Genomic DNA, 17,747 nt, shown 5'->3' with positions numbered 1-17,747 from the left:
CCCGACTCAAGGCCGGATATACGAATGCAACCGCGCTGACGACAGGTGCAAAAGCAAAGCTTTACTCACTGCTTGTGGGGAGAGTCCATATACCAATTGTTATGCATCGCTCTCAAGTGCTTTGTTTGGTGAAATTATGCCGCTAGATAAAAGAGACAAAGCATTGGTTATAGCAAACTCATGAAGATTTTTTATTTCGGCCAAGAATGGCATTGAGTCATCAATTAATTTGTACGCCTTTTCGCCGTGTTCATCGAGAGATATAAGGCTGTAGCTAGATAGCCCGAGAATTTTAGGTGAGAATCTGATTGCTTCATTTTTGTTTTCTAATAATTCATTTTCTGGGATTTTTGAGAAAACAATTAGCTCTTTATTATTGGTGGTTCGTTTGAATATGTATGGGAAATATGCTGCCACATCTTCAGTAATCCACTCGTAACGAGTGCCTTTCATTCTTTCAAGGCCGAGATAGTGTAATAGAAGCTCTTTTCTTACGAATACGGCCTTTTTGTTGTGATGCCAGCAATAAAGAACGCAAAACATGGCAAGACCTCGATGTTGCCTACGTGCACCTTCGCGGATTTCGAGTTGATCCATGATTTACTCCAGCTGTGCATAACGTTTGGTTAAGGGGCGGGCTTTAGCCCGTCCCAGTGAGCGAAGCGAACGGTTTGAACCAGTTGTTAGAGGTATTACCCTCGGTATATTCCGAAGGACTCCAGAAAACTAACGATGTTATCGTTTAGCTGGCTAGTGATCTGTTCAAATTTGATGTGGTCAGATGATTTTTCAGACCAGTCAATCGAGCGGTCTAGAAGGTCGTTCAGCCAAGTTAGTTGTCCTGCTGTTATTTTATGCCCATCGTCACGCATGAGTTTACATGCAGCAAGGTAATTCATTGCAACAAGCCGATAAAGCAGAGCAACTTGTGCGCTCTGGCTAAGAATTGCTTGGCGGCTCATGTCTCCGAAAAGTTCGTCGACAGGCGTACGGTCTGGAATGGCATCAAGAGAAATGTCGAATTCTTTTTTAAGCTGTGCTGCTGCGTATTCTATGTTTATTTCTGGTGAGGCTTCAGTCTCTTTAATTGCGGGTGGAGAAACGGCGGCTTCAATTTTTGCTTTGGCAATTGCTGCGGAAAATTTCATCCATCTTTCTTGAGATATTGTGCCGCTGTTAATTCCAAAGCGTGAAATTGATTGTATTCTGGAGTACAGTTGGTTGGCTGTGTCTCGGAGTCCGTGCTTAAGAATTCCGCAGTAATAAAGGGTTGCAATGTAAAGTGCGCCTTCGTCTGCAGACATTTTTGAGTTCCAAGCGTTATCAATTAGCTCAAGATAAGCCAGCATCCCTGGGAAGTTTTTATTGTTGCGTGTTTCTATTTGATATTCATTATTGAGCTTCGTATCAACAATGCCGTTGTACTTTTTTCTCCCGCCTAAGCCGAACATGTTGATTTACCTCTAACTATTAATTAGACGACATAGCCGTCGCGTTTACCCACGACAGCTGTCGCATAACCTTCCTTGTCGTCCTGTAAGTCCTTGTCTGGCCTAAAGATGCTCGCGGCAAACGCGACAGCACTCAGGGAGCAACGCGACAGGGATAACGGCAAGCTGGTCGCCTCTGGCGTAATGCCAGCAGGCTTGAGCCAGAAGCTAGTGCATGACTGCCGGTTCTGTCCATGCACAGCGCCAGCGCGTCTTACCCCTCCTGCGCGCGATAGGCCCCCGGCGTCAGCCCGGTCCATTTCTTGAACGCGCGGTGGAAGGCCGAGGGTTCGGAGAAGCCGAGCTGTTCGGCGATGTCCTGGATGGTCAGCTCGTCGCGGCCGAGGTGGTAGATGGCGAGGTCGCGGCGCAGGTGATCCTTGAGTTCCTGGAAGCTGGTGCCTTCCTCGCGCAGGTGGCGGCGCAGGGTCTGCGGGCTGATATGCAGCTGCTGGGCGACCCGTTCCAGGTCCGGCCATTGCTGGCAGTCGCGGCCGAGCAGGCGGCGGATCTGGCTGGTCAGGCTGTCGCCGCCGTCGGGGCGGGCCAGCAGGTCGGCGGGGGAGTGTTCGAGGAACTGCTTGAGCGTGCGTTCGTCCTGCAGCAGCGGCATGGCCAGGTAGCGGGCGTGGAACAGCAGGCTGGTGGTGCCTGCGCAGAAGCGCCGGGTGCAGGGGAACAGCAGTTCGTACTCGGCGGCGTGCTCCGGCTGGGGGTAGGCGAAGGTGGCTTCCTCCAGGCGGATGCGCTGGCCGATCAGCCAGCTGCCGAGGCGGTGCCAGATGACCAGCAGGCTTTCCACCAGGAAGTGGTCGGGGTCCCACAGGCTGCTGTCGTCCACACTCAGCCGCGCCCAGTCGCCTTCGCGCTGCAGGCGGATGCTCGGCGCATCGGGGAACAGGCCGTAGAACAGCGCGCCGCGGCTCAGCGCTTTTTCCAGCGTGCGGCAGTGGATGATGGCGTGGCCCATCATGGCGAAGGTGCCGCGTTTGCTCGGTTGGCGGCCGAAGCCCAGGTACTCGTCGTCCAGCGCTTCCCACAGCAGCTGCATCAGCCGGGCGAACTGCTCGGGGGCGATGCGCGCGCGCGGCTCGATGAGCACCGCCGGCTGGATGCCGGCCTGGCGCAGCAGCGGCTCGCAGGCCAGGCCCCGACGCTGCGCGCCGCGCAGGGCGGCGCGGACGAAATGGCTGGCGATGGTGCGTTCGCGCATGTCGGGCTTCCGTGATCGGGGTGCCGATGGTAGGCAGCGGCTGTGGTGCAGGGCAAGCCAGCCGAGCGATTGGGTCAATCGAGGCTGAGCGCATGGGTCATTGAGGGGGACGGGGGCGGCGCCTAACCTCGCTGGCAGCACAATCAGCGGAGGAACCGCCCCATGCAGCGCAACCATTTCGACACCGAGCACAATCTGTTCCGCGACGCCTTCGCGGCATTTCTCGATAAGGAGGTGGTGCCGCATCAGGAGGAGTGGGAGGCCGCCGGGGTGGTCGACCGCAGCGTGTGGGCCAAGGCCGGCGAGATGGGCTTTCTGCTGCCCTGGGCGGACGAGGAGTACGGCGGCGCCGGGCTCAAGGATTTCCGCTACGAGCAGATCATGTGCGAGGAGCTGGCGCGGATCAACGAGCCGGGCTTCATGATCCCGCTGCACTCGGCGCTGTGCGGCCCCTATATCGCCGAGTACGGCAGCGCGGAGCAGAAGGCGCGCTGGCTGCCAGGCATCGTCCGCGGCGAGACCATCCTCGCCGTGGCCATGACCGAGCCGGCCGCCGGCTCCGACCTGGCCGGCATGCGCACCACCGCGCTGGACAAGGGCGACCACTGGCTGCTCAACGGCTCCAAGGTGTTCATCTCCAACGGCTACCTGGCCGACCTGGTGATAGTCGCGGCCAAGACCGACCCGGCCAACAAGCACGCCATGGGCCTGTTTCTGGTGGAGCGCGGCATGCAAGGTTTCGAGCGCGGCAAGAAGCTGAAGAAGCTCGGCATGCACAGCCAGGACACCGCCGAGCTGTTCTTCAACGACGTCAAGGTGCCCAAGGAGAACCTCTTGGGCGATGCCAAGGGCGGCTTCTTCTACCTGATGAACATGCTCGCCCAGGAGCGCCTGACCAACGCCTGCGGCGCGGTGGCCGGCGCCGAGGCGGCGCTGCAGACCACCATCGACTACGTCAAGGAGCGCCAGGCCTTCGGCCGCCCGGTGGCGCATTTCCAGAACACTCGCTTCAAGCTGGCCGAGATGCGCACCCAGATCGACGTGGCCCAGGTGTTCACCGACCGCTGCGTGATGGATCACAACCAGAAGAAGCTCAGTGCAGAAGTCGCCGCAGAGGCCAAACTGTTCACCACCGAGCTGCTGTGCAAGGTGGTCGACGAGGGCGTGCAGCTGCACGGCGGCTGGGGCTACATGTGGGAATACCCGATCTGCAAGATGTACGCGAACGCGCGCATCCAGCGCATCTTCGCCGGCACCTCGGAGATCATGAAGGAGATCATCAGCCGCGGGATGAAGCTGTAGTTCGTAGGGCAACGCGCAGTTTGCCCAGCGTCACCAGGGACTCGCCAGGCCCTGCAGGAGCCAGATTGCTGGCGATCAGTAACAAGAAGAGCACGCCATGACCCTGCAACTGCCGCTGCAACGCTTCAACCACTGGCTGGATCGGCAACCCGACGCGGTCTGGCTGCGCCAGCCGGTGGCCGGCGTCTGGCACGATTTCACCTGGCGTCAGGTCGACGAGCAGGCGCGCCGCCTGGCCAGCGCGCTGCTGGCGCTGGGCTGCTTGCCCGGCGAGCGGGTCGCGCTGCTGGCGAAGAACTGCGCCGAATGGTTTATCAGCGACCTGGCGATCCAGCACGCCGGGCTGGTCAGCGTGCCGCTCTATCCGCTGCAGGCGCCCGAGCAGATCGCCTATGTGCTGCAGCACGCCGGCTGCAAGCTGATCCTGGTGGGCAAGCTGGACGAGCCGGACAAGCTGGCCGCCGGCATCGGCCCGCATATCACGCGCATCGCCATGCCCTATCCGAGCATGCCGGCCGAGCACCGCTGGCACGAGCTGCTGGCCGCCCACGAGCCCCTGGCGGGTAGCCGCCAGCAGCGCGGCGACGAGCTGCTGTCGATCCTCTATACCTCGGGCACCACCGGGCAGCCCAAGGGGGTGATGCTCTCGGCCCATGCCATGGCCTTTTCCGCGGCGCATGCCACGGCGGAGATGGGCATGACGCCGCAGGATCAGTTCTTCTCCTACCTGCCGCTGTCGCACGCCGCCGAGCGCTTTCTGGTGGAGTTCAACAGCCTCTATTGCGGCGCGCCGGTGGCCTTCGTCGAGTCGCTGGAGACCTTCGCCAGCGACCTGCGGCGGGTGCGGCCAACCGTGTTCTTCTCGGTGCCCAGGCTGTGGACGCGTTTTCAGCAGGGCGTGCTGGAGCAGCTGCCGGCGCACAAGCTCGAACGGCTGCTGCGCATCCCGCTGCTCGGCCGCCTGGTGGCGCGCAAGGTGCGCGCGGGGCTGGGGCTGGATCGTGCGCGCATCCTGGTGTCTGGCGCGGCGGCGATTTCCACCGGGCTGCTGGACTGGTACCGGCGCCTGGGCATGACCATTTGCGAGGGCTACGGCATGACCGAGCACTTCGCCTACGGCTGCTTCAACCGGCCGGGGCAGGTGCGCTTCGGCACGGTGGGCCGGCCCATGCCGCACCTGCAATTGCGCATCGACGCCAGCGGCGAGATCCTGTTGCGCAGCGAGACCCTGATGCAGGGCTATTACCGCGAGCCGGAGAAGACCGCCGAGACGCTCAAGGATGGCTGGCTGCACACCGGCGACCGCGGCCAGCTGGACGAGGCGGGCTACCTGCGCATCACCGGGCGGGTCAAGGACATCTTCAAGACCAGCAAGGGCAAGTACGTGGCGCCGGCGCCCATCGAAGGCGAGATCGCCAAGAGCCACTGGGTCGAGCAGGTGTGCCTGATGGGCAGCAACCTGGACCAGCCGCTGGCGCTGATCGAGCTGTCGCCGGCGGCCCGCCAGCAGCCGCAGGAGGTGGTCGGCCAGGCGCTGCAGGCGCATCTGCAGGCACTCAACGAGCGCCTGGCGCCGCACGAGCGCATCAGTCATTTCATCCTGGTGCGCGAGGCCTGGACGGTGGACAACGGCTGCATGACGCCGACCATGAAGATCCGCCGCAACGTGCTGGAGGCGCGCTACGCCGGGGCGCTGGCCGGCCTGTCGGCGAGCGAGGCCATCGTCTGGGAGCCCTGATCCCTGGCCCGCAGGCAATCCGCTAGCGCAATCCCGGATGGCCTCCGGGCCAAGCTGGCCACGCCGGCCGGGGTTGCACCGTTCTACCCCTCGCCCCTCTGGGGGGAGGGCTGGGGCGAGGGGCTGGGGCCTCTCGCCCGACACCACATCATCTGATCGGGAGTCGCCATGTCCGGCCCACTGTCTTCACTGAAAATCCTCGACTTCTCCACCCTGTTGCCGGGGCCCTTCGCCTCGCTGCTGCTGGCCGACCTGGGCGCCGAGGTGCTGCGGGTCGAGTCGCCCACGCGCATGGACCTGGTGCGCGTGCTGCCGCCGCACGACGGCGGCACCTCCACCAGCCACGCCTACCTGAACCGCAACAAGCGCGCCATCGCCCTCGACCTCAAGCGCCCCGAGGCGCTGGAGGTGGTGAAGAAGCTGGTGGGCGAGTACGACATCGTGCTGGAGCAGTTCCGCCCCGGGGTGATGGACAAGCTGGGCGTCGGCTACGAGGCGCTGAAGGCGATCAACCCGCGGCTGATCTACGTGTCGATCACCGGCTACGGCCAGAGCGGGCCGTACAAGGACCGCGCCGGGCACGACATCAACTACCTGGCGCTGGCCGGCCTCGCCAGCTATACCGGTCGCCGCGACAGCGGCCCGCTGCCGCTGGGGGTGCAACTGGCGGATATCGCCGGCGGCTCGCTGCACGGGGTGATCGGCCTGCTCGCCGCGGTGGTGCAGCGCCAGGTCACAGGCCTGGGCCAGCAGGTGGACGTGAGCATGACCGACTGCGCCTTCAGCCTGCACGCCATGGCCGGCGCCGGCTACCTCGGCGCCGGGGTGGAGCCGGAGATGGAGAACCAGGCGCTCAACGGCGGCAGCTTCTACGACTACTACCGCACCCGCGACGGCCGCTGGTTCTCGGTGGGCAGCCTGGAGCCGCTGTTCATGCAGCAGTTCTGCCAGGCCATCGGTCGGCCGGAGCTGGCGGCGCGCGGGTTGTCGCCGAAGCCCGAGGATCAGCGCGCGCTCAAGCGCGAGATCGAGATCGAGTTCGAGCGCCGCGACTTCGCCGAGTGGTGCCAGCGCTTCGCCGCCCTGGACGCCTGCGTCGAGCCCATGCTGCCGCTGTCCGAAGCGGTGGAACATCCGCAGATCAAGGCGCGCGGGCTGGTCACCGAGGTGCCGCGCGATGGGCTGCCGGCGCAGCGGCAACTGGCCTGCCCGCTGAAGTTCTCGGGCGGTTTGCCGGCGCCGCGGCATATCGGCGCGGCGGTCGGCGCGCATACCGAGGAAGTCCTGGCCGAACTGGGCTATAGCGCCGAGCAGATCGCCGCGCTGCGGGCGGTCAAGGCGCTGGGCTGATTGACGGGGCTATGCTGAAGCGGGAGGGCCCGGCCATGATCGCCATGCTCGAAGCCGTCCAGGCCGATATCACCGGCCTGGAGGTCGACGCCATAGTCAACGCCGCCAACAGCTCGCTGCTCGGCGGCGGCGGGGTGGACGGCGCCATTCACCGCGCCGCCGGGCCGCGGCTGCTGGAGGCCTGTCGGCCGCTGGGCGGTTGTCCCACCGGCGAGGCGCGGCTGACGCCCGGCTTCGCGTTGCCGGCGCGCTGCGTGATCCATACGGTGGGGCCGGTCTGGCACGGCGGCGAGCGTGGCGAGGCGCAGCTGTTGGCCAGCTGCTATCGCAGCGCACTGCGCCTGGCCGCCGAGCACGAGCTGCGCAGCATCGCCTTTCCCTCGATCAGCACCGGCATCTACGGTTATCCCGCCGAGCAGGCGGCCGGCATCGCGGTGGCGACGGTACGCGAGGAAGTCGCCCACCTGCCGAGGATCGAGCGCGTGCTGTTCTGCTGTTTTTCCGCCGCCGATCTGGCGCGGTATCGGGATTTACTAAGGCAACTCTGAGATAGCCGTCGTTCCCGCGCAGGCGGGACAGCAGCTTTATCGCTGAACAGCGCTTGCGCTGGCCCGCAGGGGAATAATCCAGAAGCTGCGTCGTCCCCGGGCCCCTTCGCGGGGGGGTGGCGATAAATGGCTTATTCAGGACGTTCCTGACGTAGGACGTGCCTGTGGGCGCTGCCGGGGCCTGGCCGCAGGCTATTCCACCCGCTGCTGGCCGGTGAACTGCAGGGTCACCTTGCAGCGTCGGCAGTAGTAGCGCCGGCCCTTGGCCACCAGGGCATGGCGCTGGGCGGAGAAGGGGAATTCGCCGTCGGGGCAGCTGCAGCGGTAGATAAAGCGGCTGACCTTGCGCCGCTGCACGTCGTAGCTGTGGCAGCGGTGCGGCGGCAGTTCGTAGACCCCGCGCATGATCAGTTGCCATTCCTCGCCGTGGGGCTGGATACGCGGGCCGAACAGCTGGTGGGCGATCAGGTGCGCCACCTCGTGGGCCACGGTCTGCTGCAGGAAGTCCTCGCGGTTGTCGCGATACAACTGCAGGTTGAAGCGCAGCTTGTTTTCCGTCAGATGGGCGACGCCGGCCTTCTGCCCGCGCAGCTTGAAGCTGATCTCGGGGCGAGCGAAGCGTTGCTTGAAGAAGGTTTCGGCCAGCTGATAGCAGGCCTCGACGCGGGCATGGAGCTGTTCGGGCATGCGCCGATTATGCCCAATCATGGCCCTGGCGGCAGCCCATAAACGACGAAACCACCCGCAGGTGGTTTCGCCGAGTCGCCCTTGCCCTCAGCTGGTGTAGACCGGGCCGACGCCCAGGCCCCAGAGGATCACCGAGGTGGCGATCATCGCCACCAGCACCACCAGGCCTACCGCCAGCACCGAGCTGGAGAACATGAACCCCTCGTCCTCGGGGATGTTCATGAAGGTCGGGATGCCGACGTAGAGCAGGTACACCGTGTAACAGATGGCCACCGTGCCGACCACCATCGCCAGCCACAGGTGCGGGTAGAGCGCCGCCAGGCCGCCGATGAACAGCGGGGTGGCGGTGTAGGCCGCGAACACCACGCACTGGGTCATGGTCGGGTTGGCGTCGTAGGTGCGCGCCATCCAGTGGATGAAGGCGCCCATCACCGCGACGCCGGCGAGCATCGCCAGGTAGGACATGATGGTCATGCTCAGGGCGCTGCCCTCGGTGAGCATCACCGGCGCTCGGTCGCCGATCGACCAGCCCACCTGGGTGGTGCCGATGTAAGCCGAGACCGCCGGGATGGCGGCGAGCAGCAGGACATGAGTCAGGTACATGTGGCTGATGGTTTCTTCCTCGCCACGGATTTCTTGCCATTCTTGGTCGGGATGGGTGAAGAGCCCCCAAACGTGGTGGATCATGCCAGACACCTCCTCTTTTTATGACGATCGCCCCCCAGCGGACGCCCGGCGCGCGTGTACAGCGCCACCGGGTGCCAGGCCGAACCTATGCGACCGTATGTCGCAGTATAGGCAGGGGCTGGAGGGCGCGTGGTGCCTGGCTTTAGAGCGAATTGCTCTCTGCCGGTCAGTTGTAATAGCGCTCTAGAATTTCCATGGCCTTGTTGATCGACTGCAGCCGCTCGGTGCTGCCGCCGCGATCCGGGTGGTGCTGGCTGACCAGCTGGCGGTAGCGCCGCTTGATGCTGGCCAGGTCGAGGACCGCGCCGGGGCCGTCCAGTTCGAACAGCGCCAGCGCCGCCTGTTTCTCCTCGCCGCCCTGCATGCGGGTCCAGAAACTGGCCAGCAGGCGCTCGACATCGCGCTCGTCGGTATCGCGCAGGTTGCTCATGTCCAGGTAGTAGTCGCGCAGCCCGTCGCGCTCGCTGAGCGCCGCGCTGCCGGCCTGGTAGGGCAGCAGGCGGATGCACAGCGGGGCGATCTGCAGCTGGTGGCGGCCCTCCTGCCAAAGCCGCTCGCGCAGGCGATACAGGGCGTTGAACAGGAGGAAATGGGTGCGAAACAGCACCAGCTTGTCGGTCAGCGGCAGGTTGGGGATATGCCCGCTGTGGCGCTGCTTGAGCTGCTGGATCAGCTGGTACTCGGCCAGCCCGTCGGGCGCGGCGAGCAGCAGTTCGAGCACCTGGTCGGCCAGGTCCAGGGCGGGGTCGAGGTCGTCGTTCATCGGCCGAGCCTAGCATTTCGCCGTCGGTGGGGTAGGGCGAGCGGGCCATTGTGCGTAAAATGTCGCGCTTTCGTTCCTACCCCCGGATTCCGACGCACCATGGGCACCCTTTCGGTCAACCAGAACAAACTGCAGAAGCGCATTCGCCGCCTGGCCGGCGAAGCCATCACCGACTTCAACATGATCGAGGATGGCGACAAGGTGATGGTCTGCCTGTCCGGCGGCAAGGACAGCTACACCATGCTCGACGTGCTGCTGTACCTGCAGAAGGTGGCGCCGATCAAGTTCGAGATCGTCGCGGTGAACATGGACCAGAAGCAGCCGGGCTTTCCCGAGCACGTGCTGCCGGCTTACCTCGAATCCATCGGTGTGCAGTACCACATCATCGAGAAGGACACCTACTCGGTGGTCAAGGAGAAGATTCCCGAGGGCAAGACCACCTGCTCGCTGTGCTCGCGCCTGCGCCGCGGCACCCTGTACACCTACGCCGACGAGATCGGCGCGACCAAGATGGCGCTGGGGCACCACCGCGACGATATCCTGGAAACCTTCTTCCTCAACATGTTCTACGGCGGCACGCTCAAGGCCATGCCGCCCAAGCTGCTCTCCGACGACGGCCGCAACGTGGTGATCCGCCCGCTGGCCTACTGCGCCGAGGCCGATATCGAGGCCTACAGCCAGCTTAAGCAGTTCCCCATCATCCCCTGCAACCTCTGCGGCTCGCAGGAGAACCTGCAGCGTCAGGTGGTCAAGGAGATGCTGCAGGAGTGGGAGCGCAAGAGCCCGGGGCGGGTCGAGATCATGTTCCGCGCGCTGCAGAACGTGCACCCCTCGCAACTGGCCGACCGCAACCTGTTCGACTTCAAGAGCCTGAAGATCGACGACAGCGCCACGCCGCGTTTTCTCGATGTGATGAGCCTGTAAGGCTCCGCTGCCAAAGCCCTCCCACAGATTGAGTGGTCTGGCGTAGGGTGGATCACGCTTCATCGATCCACCGTGTACGGGCCGGTGGAACTGGTGGATGTAAAAAGCGACATCCACCCTACGGCGCTGCCCCGGATTGCCCGCCGATGCCCCAGCGTAGGTCAGACCTGTGGGAGGGGCTTTAGCCGCGACATTGTTTCTCCACGCCTCGCTTGCCAGGCCGCGAAGGCCTGGAGTAAGGTTCGGCCATCGCTTCGGAGAACATCATGTCGTCCAGCCTCAACCTCCTGTCCTCGCTCCACACCGGTGCCGCGCGCGCCGCGCTGGCCCGTGCGCAGGCGGTGGTCGCTGCCGCGTATTACTTTGGGTATTGGTTTAGCCGCAGGCGCGCCTGATACCCCACAGGCGGCCTGAGACAACAGGGTCGCCACCAGAGACGTTTTCACAAACCCCCGGTCGGCAACCCGACCGGGGGTTTTGTTTTTTCGGCCGAAAACGGCCAAGCGCTTAGAGGATGCACAGATGAACCGTTATTACCGCAACTACCGCTACGACTGGCGATTTAGCAGCGTCACCGCCGCCCTGACACCCCTGCAACGAACACTCAGTTAGCGCCGCCGCGGCATCGACCGCGCCGGCCAAGGAACCGCCAGATCATGAATGCATCCGTCTCCGCTCAACTCGTTTCCAGCGTCACCCCCATCGCCCGCCGCAGCGCCCAGCCGCTGCCCAGCCCCGCCGTGCTGCGCCAGCGCCTGCCGCTGGCCAATGCCCTCGCCGAACGTATCGCCGCCGACCGCGCCGCCATCCGCTCCGTGCTCGATGGCCGCGATTCGCGCCTACTGGTGGTGGTCGGCCCCTGTTCCCTGCATGACCGCACTTCTGCGCTCGAATATGCCGAGCGCCTGGCCGCACTGGCGCCGCAGGTGGACGACCAGCTGCTGCTGGTGATGCGCGCCTACGTGGAAAAACCGCGCACCACCGTGGGCTGGAAGGGCCTGCTGTACGACCCGCAGCTGGACGGCAGCGGCGATATGGCCGAAGGCCTGCGCCTGTCGCGCCAGTTGATGCTGGATATCCTCGCCCGCGGCCTGCCGCTGGCCAGCGAGCTGCTGCAGCCACTGGCGGCCGGCTACTTCGACGACCTGCTCGGCTGGGCGGCCATCGGTGCGCGCACCAGCGAATCGCAGGTACACCGCGAGATGGTCAGCGGCCTGGATCTGCCGGTGGGCTTCAAGAACGGCACCGACGGCAGCCTCGCCATCGCCTGCGACGCCATGCGCTCGGCGGCGCACCCGCACCAGCATTTCGGCATCGACGAGCTCGGTCACCCGGCGCTGCTGCACACCGCCGGCAACCCGGATACCCACCTGGTGTTGCGCGGCGGCCACGGCGCGCCCAATTACGACGCCGCCAGCGTGGCGGCGGCACGCGAGGCGCTGCAGCGCCAGGGTATCGCCCCGCGGATCATGGTCGACTGCAGCCACGCCAACAGCGGCAAGGACCCGCTGCGCCAGCCGGCCGTGCTGGCCAGCGTGATCGACCAGCGCCTGGCCGGCGACGCCAGCCTGCGCGGGGTGATGCTGGAGAGCCACCTGGAAGACGGCTGTCAGGCGCTGAGCGGCGAGCTGCGCTACGGCGTGTCGATCACCGACGGCTGCCTGGGCTGGAGCGGCACCGAAAGCGCCTTGCGCCAGGCGGCCGAGCGGCTGCGGGGCGCGGCGCTCTCGGCGTAGGCAGCTGCTGGCGGGCGATGCGGCGGGAGCGCTGGATCGCCCGCCAGCGCGCTGCTACGGCAGACATGGCACTTGCCGCACCGGGGGCTGTGCGGGCACCCTTTGCAGCTTGTTCCACTGACGGCGCGACCCCTCCATGCGTGACTACAAATGGCTGCACGAATACTGCCTCAACCGCTTCGGCTCGGCCCGGGCGCTGGAAGCGCTGCTGCCGCAGCCGCGCAGCGACGCCGAGCTGCGCGCGCTGAGCGATGACCGCTACCTGTCGTTGATCAGCCTGCGCATCTTCCGCGCCGGCCTCAAGCACAGCCTGGTGGACGCCAAGTGGCCGGCGTTCGAGGAGGTGTTCTTCGGCTTCGATCCGGAGAAGGTGGTGCTGATGGGCGGCGAACGCCTGGAGAACCTGATGCAGGATACGCGGCTGATCCGTCACCTGGGCAAGCTGAAAAGCGTGCCGCGCAATGCCCAGTTCATCCTCGACGTGCGCCGCGAGAAAGGCAGTTTCGGCGCCCTGATCGCCGACTGGCCGGTGACCGATATCGTCGGCCTGTGGAAATATCTGGCGAAGCACGGCAGCCAGCTCGGCGGCATGTCGGCGCCGCGCTTTCTGCGCATGGTCGGCAAGGATACCTTCATCCCCAGCGACGACATGGTCGCGGCGCTCAAGGCCCAGGGCATTGTCGACAAGGCACCGACCAGCCAGAAGGAGCTGGCCGCGGTGCAGGCCGCCTTCAACCAGTGGCACGCCGAGAGCGGCCGGCCGCTGTGCCAGCTGTCGGTGATGCTGGCGCATACGGTCAATCATTGAGGCACCTGCGGGAGGGGCTTTAGCGGCGACTACCTGGCGCGGCTAAAACCCCTCCCATGGGATGTGCGCTCAGAGCACACCGCCGTCCTTGCGCCTGGCCTCGCGAAACTCCCCCGGCGTCTGCCCGGTCCAGCCCTTGAAGCTGCGGTGGAACGAGCGTGATTCGGTGAAGCCCAGGTAGCAGGCGATATCCTGGATCGCCAGGTCGCTGCGCAGCAGGTAGTGCTCGGCCAGCTCCTGGCGCAGCTCGTCGAGGATCTGCTGGTAGCTGGTGCCGGCCTGCTGCAGGTGACGCTGCAGGGTGCGCACGGTCATGTCGAACCTCTCCGCCACCCGTTCCTTGCGCGGCAGGCCGTCCTTGAGCAGCAGGCGCAGGGCGTTCTTCACCCGCCGCGGCAGCGGCTCGTCGTCGTCCAGCCCGGCCATCAGCGCCAGGGCGTGTTCCTCCAGGGTGCGCAGCAGGTTGGCATCGGCCTGGCGCAGCGGCACGGCCAGGTAGTCCAACGGCACCAGCAGGGCGTTGCAGGGTTGTTCGAACAATACCGGGCAGCCGAACAGGCTCTGGTACTCGCCGAGCTCGGTGGCGGCCGGCTGCGCATGTTCGAACCACACCTCGCGCGGCGAATGCTCGGAGTCGGCGATCCAGCGCGCGTACAGCAGCCAGGAGGCGAGCACGTTCTCCACCATATGCCGGCGCACCTGCGGCGCCTGGTGGCGGCAGCTCCAGATCAGCCGCACGTGATCCTCGGCGGCTTCGAGACGGCTGGTGCCCATGTCGCCGACCAGTTTCTCGTACGGCACGATGCGGCCCATGGCCTCACCCAGGGTGGCGCAATTCATGGCGATATAGCCGAGCACGCTCCACGAACCGGGCTGCACGAAACGCGCGGAGTGCAGGCCGAACAGCGGGTCGCCGGACACCTCCAGCAGGTGCGCCAGCAGGCGCTCGTGCACTTCGCTGGGGATGCGTTTGCCGTTGTCGGCCAGCTCCTGCGCCTCGATGCCGGCGGCCGCCAGGGCACGGTCGACATCCAGGCCGAGCTGTTCGGCCTGGCGCAGGTACTTGAGCAGGGCGGGAACCGAGGTGTAGCCGAGGTTTTCCATGGTTTCTTCTTGTTCTGGGGGAAGCGGGCGCGGCGCCTGGCTTGATTGGCGACAGGCCCTGGCCCGATCCGACAGTGACGGCCGGCGGCGGCTGGCTAGTATAGGCAGCCATAAGTGCCGATCGGAATGGGGGATGCGATGCGACGTTGGAACGGTTGGGGTGACGAAGCCACCGAGGTGGAACTGCCGGCCCATGGCGAGGCCTTTCTCGCCGAGCTGATCGGCCCCGGCCAGCGTCTGGCCGACGCCAGCCTGCAGGAGGTGCTGGCCCGCGTGCCGGCCTCGCGCCTGGCCCCGCACCCGCTGGTCAGCCAGGATGCCGAGGTGCGCGTGCGCCATGCCCGCGGCCAGAGCCTGCCGGATTGGCTGGCGATGCGCTCCGGCGAGTTCGGTCAGTTTCCCGACGGCGTCGCCTGCCCGGAAAGCGCCGCGCAGATCCGCGAGCTGCTGGCCTGGGCGCAGCAGCACGACGTCACCCTGATCCCCTACGGCGGCGGCACCTCGGTGGCCGGGCATATCAACCCGCAGGCCGGTGGGCGGCCGGTGCTGACCCTGTCGCTGGAGCGCATGACGCGCCTGCTGGAGATCGACGAGGACAGCCTGATCGCCACCTTCGGCCCCGGCGCCAACGGCCCGCAGGTGGAGAGCCAGCTGCGCGCGCGCGGCTACACCCTGGGCCACTTTCCGCAGTCCTGGGAGCTGTCGACCCTCGGCGGCTGGGTGGCCAGCCGCTCCAGCGGTCAGCAGTCGCTGCGCTACGGGCGTATCGAGCAGCTGTTCGCCGGCGGCAAGCTGGAGACCTTCGCCGGCACATTGGAGATTCCCACCTTCCCGGCGTCGGCGGCGGGCCCGGATCTGCGCGAGCTGGTACTGGGTTCGGAAGGGCGCTTCGGGGTGATCTCCGAGGTGCGCGTGCGCATCAGCCGCCTGGCCGAGCAGGAGCGCTTCTACGCCGTGTTCCTGCCCAGCTGGCAGCAGGCGCTGAGCGCCATCCGCAATCTGGCCCAGGCGCGCGTGCCGCTGTCCATGCTGCGCCTGTCCAATGCCATAGAAACCCGCACCCAGCTGGCCCTGGCCGGCCACCCGCGGCAGATCGCCTGGCTGGAAAAGTACCTGGCGCTGCGCGGTGCGCGCGACGGCAAATGCATGCTGACCTTCGGTCTCACCGGCAACCGCCTGCAGAACGCCGCCTCGCTGAAGCAGGCGCGGCGCCTGCTGAAAGGCTTCGGCGGGGTGTTCACCGGCACCCTGCTGGGCAAGAAATGGGAGCACAACCGCTTCCGCTTCCCCTATCTGCGCCACGGCCTGTGGGAGCGTGGCTACCTGGTGGACACCCTGGAAACCGCCACCGACTGGTCGAACGTCGACAAGCTGCTGAACCAGGTGGAAGCCAGCCTGCGCGACGAACTGGCCGGCGAGGGCGAGCGGGTGCACGTGTTCACCCACCTGTCGCACGTCTACGGCGAAGGATCGAGCATCTACACCAGCTACGTGTTCCGCCCCGGCGCCGATTACGCCGCGGCCATGGCGCGCTGGCAGCGCCTGAAGGCGGCGGCCAGCCGCACCATCGCCGCGAACCGCGGCACCATCAGCCATCAGCATGGCGTCGGCCGCGACCACGCGCCTTACCTGGCGGCGGAGAAGGGCGAGCTGGGCATGGCCACGCTGCGCAGCCTGGCCACGCATTTCGACCCGGAGCAGCGTCTGGCTCCCGGCGTGCTGCTGCAGGATTGAACATGCAGCAGTGGAACGCCGCCTGGCGCGAGCGCGCCCTGCCCGAACTGGCCGCGCGCGACTGGGATCTGCTGGTGATCGGCGGCGGCATCTGCGGCGCCGGCATCCTCCGTGAGGCGGCGCGGCGCGGCTGGCGCTGCCTGTTGCTGGAGCAGCGCGACTTCGCCTGGGGCACCTCCAGCCGCTCGTCGAAGATGGTCCATGGCGGCCTGCGCTACGTCGCCAAGGGCCAGCTGGGGCTGACCCGCGACTCGGTGCGCGAACGCCAACGCCTGCTCGGCGAGGCGCCGGGGCTGGTCGAGCCGCTGAGCTTCGTCATGCCGCACTACCGCGGCGGCTTCCCCGGGCCCAAGGCCTTCGGTGGCCTGCTCAGCCTGTACGACGCCCTGGCCGGCAAGCGCAATCATCTGTTCTACCCACTGCAGCAGCTGCGCTACCTGGCGCCGGGCATCCGCGAGGACGGCCTGCTCGGTGGCACGCGCTTCTTCGATGCGGTGACCGACGACGCGCGCCTGGTGCAGCGTGTGCTGGGCGAGGCGCGTGGCGAAGGCGGCGAGGCACTCAACGGCATGCGCGTAATCGAGCTGCTGCGCGAGGCGGGCCAGGTAGTCGGCGTGCTGGCCGAAGATATCGAGACGGGCAACCGCTACCGCCTGCGCAGCCGCGCCGTGGCCCAGGCCACCGGTGCCTGGGCCGATCGCCTGCGCCAGCCGGGCAATGGCCGCATTCGTCCGCTGCGCGGCAGCCATCTGCTGCTGCCGGGCTGGCGCCTGCCGGTGGCACATGCCTTCAGCTTTATGCATGCGGCCGACGGCCGGCCGGTGTTCGTCTTCCCCTGGGAGGGCGCGACGGTGATCGGCACCACCGATCTGGATCATGCCGGCGATCTGGATGCCGAGGCGGCCATCAGCATGGAGGAGGTCGACTACCTGCTGGCCGCCTGCGCCCAGCAGTTCCCGACCGCCGAGGTGACGCGCGGCGATGTGCTGTCGACCTGGGCCGGCGTGCGCCCGGTGGTGGGCGATGGCAGCGTGGGGCTCAAGCCCTCGGACGAGAAGCGCGAGCATGCGCTGTGGATCGAGCCGGGCAGCGTGACCCTGGCCGGCGGCAAGCTGACCACCTTCCGCCTGCTGGCACTGGAGGTGCTGCGTGCCTGCGCGACCTACGTCGGCAAGCCGGTGGAGGATCGCGGCACGGCGGTGTTTCGTCCGCTGGCGATCCCGCCCATGCCCGGCCTGAGCCCGGCGCAGCAGCGCCGCCTGGTCGGTCGCCATGGTCGCCAGCTGGGCGAGGTGTTGCGTCTGATCGACGAGATCGGCGGCGACCGCGTCGGCGCCACCGACACCCTCTGGGCCGAACTGGCCTGGGCCGCCGAGGGCGAGCTGGTGCTGCACCTGGACGACCTGTTGCTGCGCCGCACCCGCCTGGGCCTGCTGCTGGCGGGCGGTGGGCGCGCCGAACTGCCGCGTATCCGCACGCTGTGCCAGCCGCGCCTGGGCTGGAGCGATGCGCGCTGGCACCAGGAAGAAACGGATTACCTGGCGCTGTGGCGGCGCTGCTATAGCCTGCCGCAGGGGGATGACTAGTGTGCGCCTGCTCCGATTGGCCCCCTCTCCCGCTTGCGGGAGAGGGTTGGGGAGAGGGTAAGCGTTCATCCGAAGGC

The 17,747-nt window shown here is 66.1% G+C and carries 17 protein-coding genes; 10 read left to right on the top strand and 7 right to left on the bottom strand.

The window, feature by feature from the left end; translation table 11 throughout:
* Positions 1-99: 99 nt before the first annotated feature.
* The 3 genes from ACIGFL_RS13475 to ACIGFL_RS13465 all read right to left on the bottom strand — a co-directional run bounded on the left by ACIGFL_RS13475 (position 100) and on the right by ACIGFL_RS13465 (position 2,703).
* Complete coding sequence (locus tag ACIGFL_RS13475) at positions 100-597, bottom strand: hypothetical protein (protein ID WP_397497504.1); 498 nt, start codon at positions 595-597, stop codon at positions 100-102.
* A 95-nt stretch (positions 598-692) separates the two neighbouring features.
* A complete protein-coding gene (locus ACIGFL_RS13470; RefSeq protein WP_397497503.1) occupies positions 693-1,451 on the bottom strand; it encodes a hypothetical protein in 759 nt (252 codons plus the stop codon).
* Between the two features lie 253 nt (positions 1,452-1,704).
* A complete protein-coding gene (locus ACIGFL_RS13465; RefSeq protein ID WP_397497502.1) occupies positions 1,705-2,703 on the bottom strand; it encodes an AraC family transcriptional regulator in 999 nt (332 codons plus the stop codon).
* A 162-nt stretch (positions 2,704-2,865) separates the two neighbouring features.
* Here ACIGFL_RS13465 and ACIGFL_RS13460 point away from each other — a divergent pair, with 162 nt between their 5' ends.
* From ACIGFL_RS13460 to ACIGFL_RS13445, 4 genes are all read left to right on the top strand, one after another.
* The gene (locus ACIGFL_RS13460; RefSeq protein ID WP_122107278.1) at positions 2,866-4,005 is read left to right on the top strand and encodes an acyl-CoA dehydrogenase family protein; all 1,140 of its coding nucleotides are present in this window, start codon (positions 2,866-2,868) and stop codon (positions 4,003-4,005) included.
* Positions 4,006-4,102: 97 nt separating this feature from the next.
* Positions 4,103-5,743 (top strand): AMP-binding protein, encoded by a 1,641-nt coding sequence (locus ACIGFL_RS13455; RefSeq protein ID WP_397497501.1) that lies wholly within the window; start codon positions 4,103-4,105, stop codon positions 5,741-5,743.
* A 168-nt stretch (positions 5,744-5,911) separates the two neighbouring features.
* Positions 5,912-7,093 carry a CaiB/BaiF CoA transferase family protein gene (locus ACIGFL_RS13450; RefSeq protein WP_397497500.1) on the top strand — a complete coding sequence of 394 codons (1,182 nt, stop codon included), beginning with the start codon at positions 5,912-5,914 and terminating at the stop codon, positions 7,091-7,093.
* Between the two features lie 35 nt (positions 7,094-7,128).
* On the top strand, positions 7,129-7,641 hold the full coding sequence (locus tag ACIGFL_RS13445) for an O-acetyl-ADP-ribose deacetylase (protein ID WP_397497499.1): 513 nt from the start codon (positions 7,129-7,131) through the stop codon (positions 7,639-7,641).
* A gap of 192 nt (positions 7,642-7,833) precedes the next feature.
* Here the strand turns inward: ACIGFL_RS13445 and ACIGFL_RS13440 are convergent, their stop codons facing one another.
* The 3 genes from ACIGFL_RS13440 to ACIGFL_RS13430 all read right to left on the bottom strand — a co-directional run bounded on the left by ACIGFL_RS13440 (position 7,834) and on the right by ACIGFL_RS13430 (position 9,778).
* Entirely contained in the window at positions 7,834-8,328 is a 495-nt protein-coding gene (locus tag ACIGFL_RS13440) for a SprT family zinc-dependent metalloprotease (protein ID WP_021444087.1), read from the bottom strand.
* An 87-nt stretch (positions 8,329-8,415) separates the two neighbouring features.
* Positions 8,416-9,015: a Yip1 family protein gene (locus ACIGFL_RS13435; protein WP_021444086.1), complete on the bottom strand. Its 600-nt coding sequence runs from the start codon at positions 9,013-9,015 to the stop codon at positions 8,416-8,418.
* Between the two features lie 166 nt (positions 9,016-9,181).
* Entirely contained in the window at positions 9,182-9,778 is a 597-nt protein-coding gene (locus tag ACIGFL_RS13430) for a DNA-J related domain-containing protein (protein WP_021444085.1), read from the bottom strand.
* Between the two features lie 99 nt (positions 9,779-9,877).
* On the opposite strand from ACIGFL_RS13430, the gene ttcA reads away from it, so the two are divergent.
* The 4 genes from ttcA (at position 9,878) to ACIGFL_RS13410 (ending at position 13,246) form a co-directional block, all read left to right on the top strand.
* Entirely contained in the window at positions 9,878-10,702 is an 825-nt protein-coding gene (gene ttcA, locus ACIGFL_RS13425) for a tRNA 2-thiocytidine(32) synthetase TtcA (protein ID WP_024308826.1), read from the top strand.
* Positions 10,703-10,968: 266 nt separating this feature from the next.
* The gene (locus ACIGFL_RS13420) at positions 10,969-11,097 is read left to right on the top strand and encodes a hypothetical protein (protein WP_397497498.1); all 129 of its coding nucleotides are present in this window, start codon (positions 10,969-10,971) and stop codon (positions 11,095-11,097) included.
* Between the two features lie 261 nt (positions 11,098-11,358).
* Positions 11,359-12,438 (top strand): 3-deoxy-7-phosphoheptulonate synthase, encoded by a 1,080-nt coding sequence (locus ACIGFL_RS13415; protein ID WP_397497497.1) that lies wholly within the window; start codon positions 11,359-11,361, stop codon positions 12,436-12,438.
* Between the two features lie 136 nt (positions 12,439-12,574).
* Positions 12,575-13,246, top strand: a complete 672-nt coding sequence (locus ACIGFL_RS13410; protein WP_397497496.1) for a DNA-3-methyladenine glycosylase I — start codon at positions 12,575-12,577, stop codon at positions 13,244-13,246.
* A gap of 69 nt (positions 13,247-13,315) precedes the next feature.
* On the opposite strand, the gene ACIGFL_RS13405 is transcribed toward ACIGFL_RS13410, so the two are convergent.
* Positions 13,316-14,350: an AraC family transcriptional regulator gene (locus ACIGFL_RS13405; protein ID WP_397497495.1), complete on the bottom strand. Its 1,035-nt coding sequence runs from the start codon at positions 14,348-14,350 to the stop codon at positions 13,316-13,318.
* Positions 14,351-14,488: 138 nt separating this feature from the next.
* Between ACIGFL_RS13405 and ACIGFL_RS13400 the strand changes: the two genes are divergently transcribed.
* Together ACIGFL_RS13400 and ACIGFL_RS13395 are read left to right on the top strand one after the other, a co-directional pair.
* A complete protein-coding gene (locus ACIGFL_RS13400) occupies positions 14,489-16,084 on the top strand; it encodes an FAD-binding oxidoreductase (RefSeq protein ID WP_397497494.1) in 1,596 nt (531 codons plus the stop codon).
* A 2-nt stretch (positions 16,085-16,086) separates the two neighbouring features.
* Complete coding sequence (locus tag ACIGFL_RS13395) at positions 16,087-17,670, top strand: glycerol-3-phosphate dehydrogenase/oxidase (RefSeq protein WP_397497493.1); 1,584 nt, start codon at positions 16,087-16,089, stop codon at positions 17,668-17,670.
* Positions 17,671-17,747 lie beyond the last annotated feature (77 nt).

It is taken from the genome of Pseudomonas sp. NPDC077649, from assembly GCF_044542855.1.
Lineage (GTDB): Bacteria > Pseudomonadota > Gammaproteobacteria > Pseudomonadales > Pseudomonadaceae > Aquipseudomonas.
This window is presented reverse-complemented; position numbering and strand designations above follow the sequence as displayed.

What these genes read in the sequence shown, in the direction of transcription:
- ACIGFL_RS13475 (WP_397497504.1), bottom strand. Translation starts at nt 597, where the DNA reads ATGGATCAACTCGAAATCCGCGAAGGTGCACGTAGGCAACATCGAGGT.
- ACIGFL_RS13470 (WP_397497503.1), bottom strand. Translation starts at nt 1,451, where the DNA reads ATGTTCGGCTTAGGCGGGAGAAAAAAGTACAACGGCATTGTTGATACG.
- ACIGFL_RS13465 (WP_397497502.1), bottom strand. Translation starts at nt 2,703, where the DNA reads ATGCGCGAACGCACCATCGCCAGCCATTTCGTCCGCGCCGCCCTGCGC.
- ACIGFL_RS13460 (WP_122107278.1), top strand. Translation starts at nt 2,866, where the DNA reads ATGCAGCGCAACCATTTCGACACCGAGCACAATCTGTTCCGCGACGCC.
- ACIGFL_RS13455 (WP_397497501.1), top strand. Translation starts at nt 4,103, where the DNA reads ATGACCCTGCAACTGCCGCTGCAACGCTTCAACCACTGGCTGGATCGG.
- ACIGFL_RS13450 (WP_397497500.1), top strand. Translation starts at nt 5,912, where the DNA reads ATGTCCGGCCCACTGTCTTCACTGAAAATCCTCGACTTCTCCACCCTG.
- ACIGFL_RS13445 (WP_397497499.1), top strand. Translation starts at nt 7,129, where the DNA reads ATGATCGCCATGCTCGAAGCCGTCCAGGCCGATATCACCGGCCTGGAG.
- ACIGFL_RS13440 (WP_021444087.1), bottom strand. Translation starts at nt 8,328, where the DNA reads ATGCCCGAACAGCTCCATGCCCGCGTCGAGGCCTGCTATCAGCTGGCC.
- ACIGFL_RS13435 (WP_021444086.1), bottom strand. Translation starts at nt 9,015, where the DNA reads ATGATCCACCACGTTTGGGGGCTCTTCACCCATCCCGACCAAGAATGG.
- ACIGFL_RS13430 (WP_021444085.1), bottom strand. Translation starts at nt 9,778, where the DNA reads ATGAACGACGACCTCGACCCCGCCCTGGACCTGGCCGACCAGGTGCTC.
- ttcA (WP_024308826.1), top strand. Translation starts at nt 9,878, where the DNA reads ATGGGCACCCTTTCGGTCAACCAGAACAAACTGCAGAAGCGCATTCGC.
- ACIGFL_RS13420 (WP_397497498.1), top strand. Translation starts at nt 10,969, where the DNA reads ATGTCGTCCAGCCTCAACCTCCTGTCCTCGCTCCACACCGGTGCCGCG.
- ACIGFL_RS13415 (WP_397497497.1), top strand. Translation starts at nt 11,359, where the DNA reads ATGAATGCATCCGTCTCCGCTCAACTCGTTTCCAGCGTCACCCCCATC.
- ACIGFL_RS13410 (WP_397497496.1), top strand. Translation starts at nt 12,575, where the DNA reads ATGCGTGACTACAAATGGCTGCACGAATACTGCCTCAACCGCTTCGGC.
- ACIGFL_RS13405 (WP_397497495.1), bottom strand. Translation starts at nt 14,350, where the DNA reads ATGGAAAACCTCGGCTACACCTCGGTTCCCGCCCTGCTCAAGTACCTG.
- ACIGFL_RS13400 (WP_397497494.1), top strand. Translation starts at nt 14,489, where the DNA reads ATGCGACGTTGGAACGGTTGGGGTGACGAAGCCACCGAGGTGGAACTG.
- ACIGFL_RS13395 (WP_397497493.1), top strand. Translation starts at nt 16,087, where the DNA reads ATGCAGCAGTGGAACGCCGCCTGGCGCGAGCGCGCCCTGCCCGAACTG.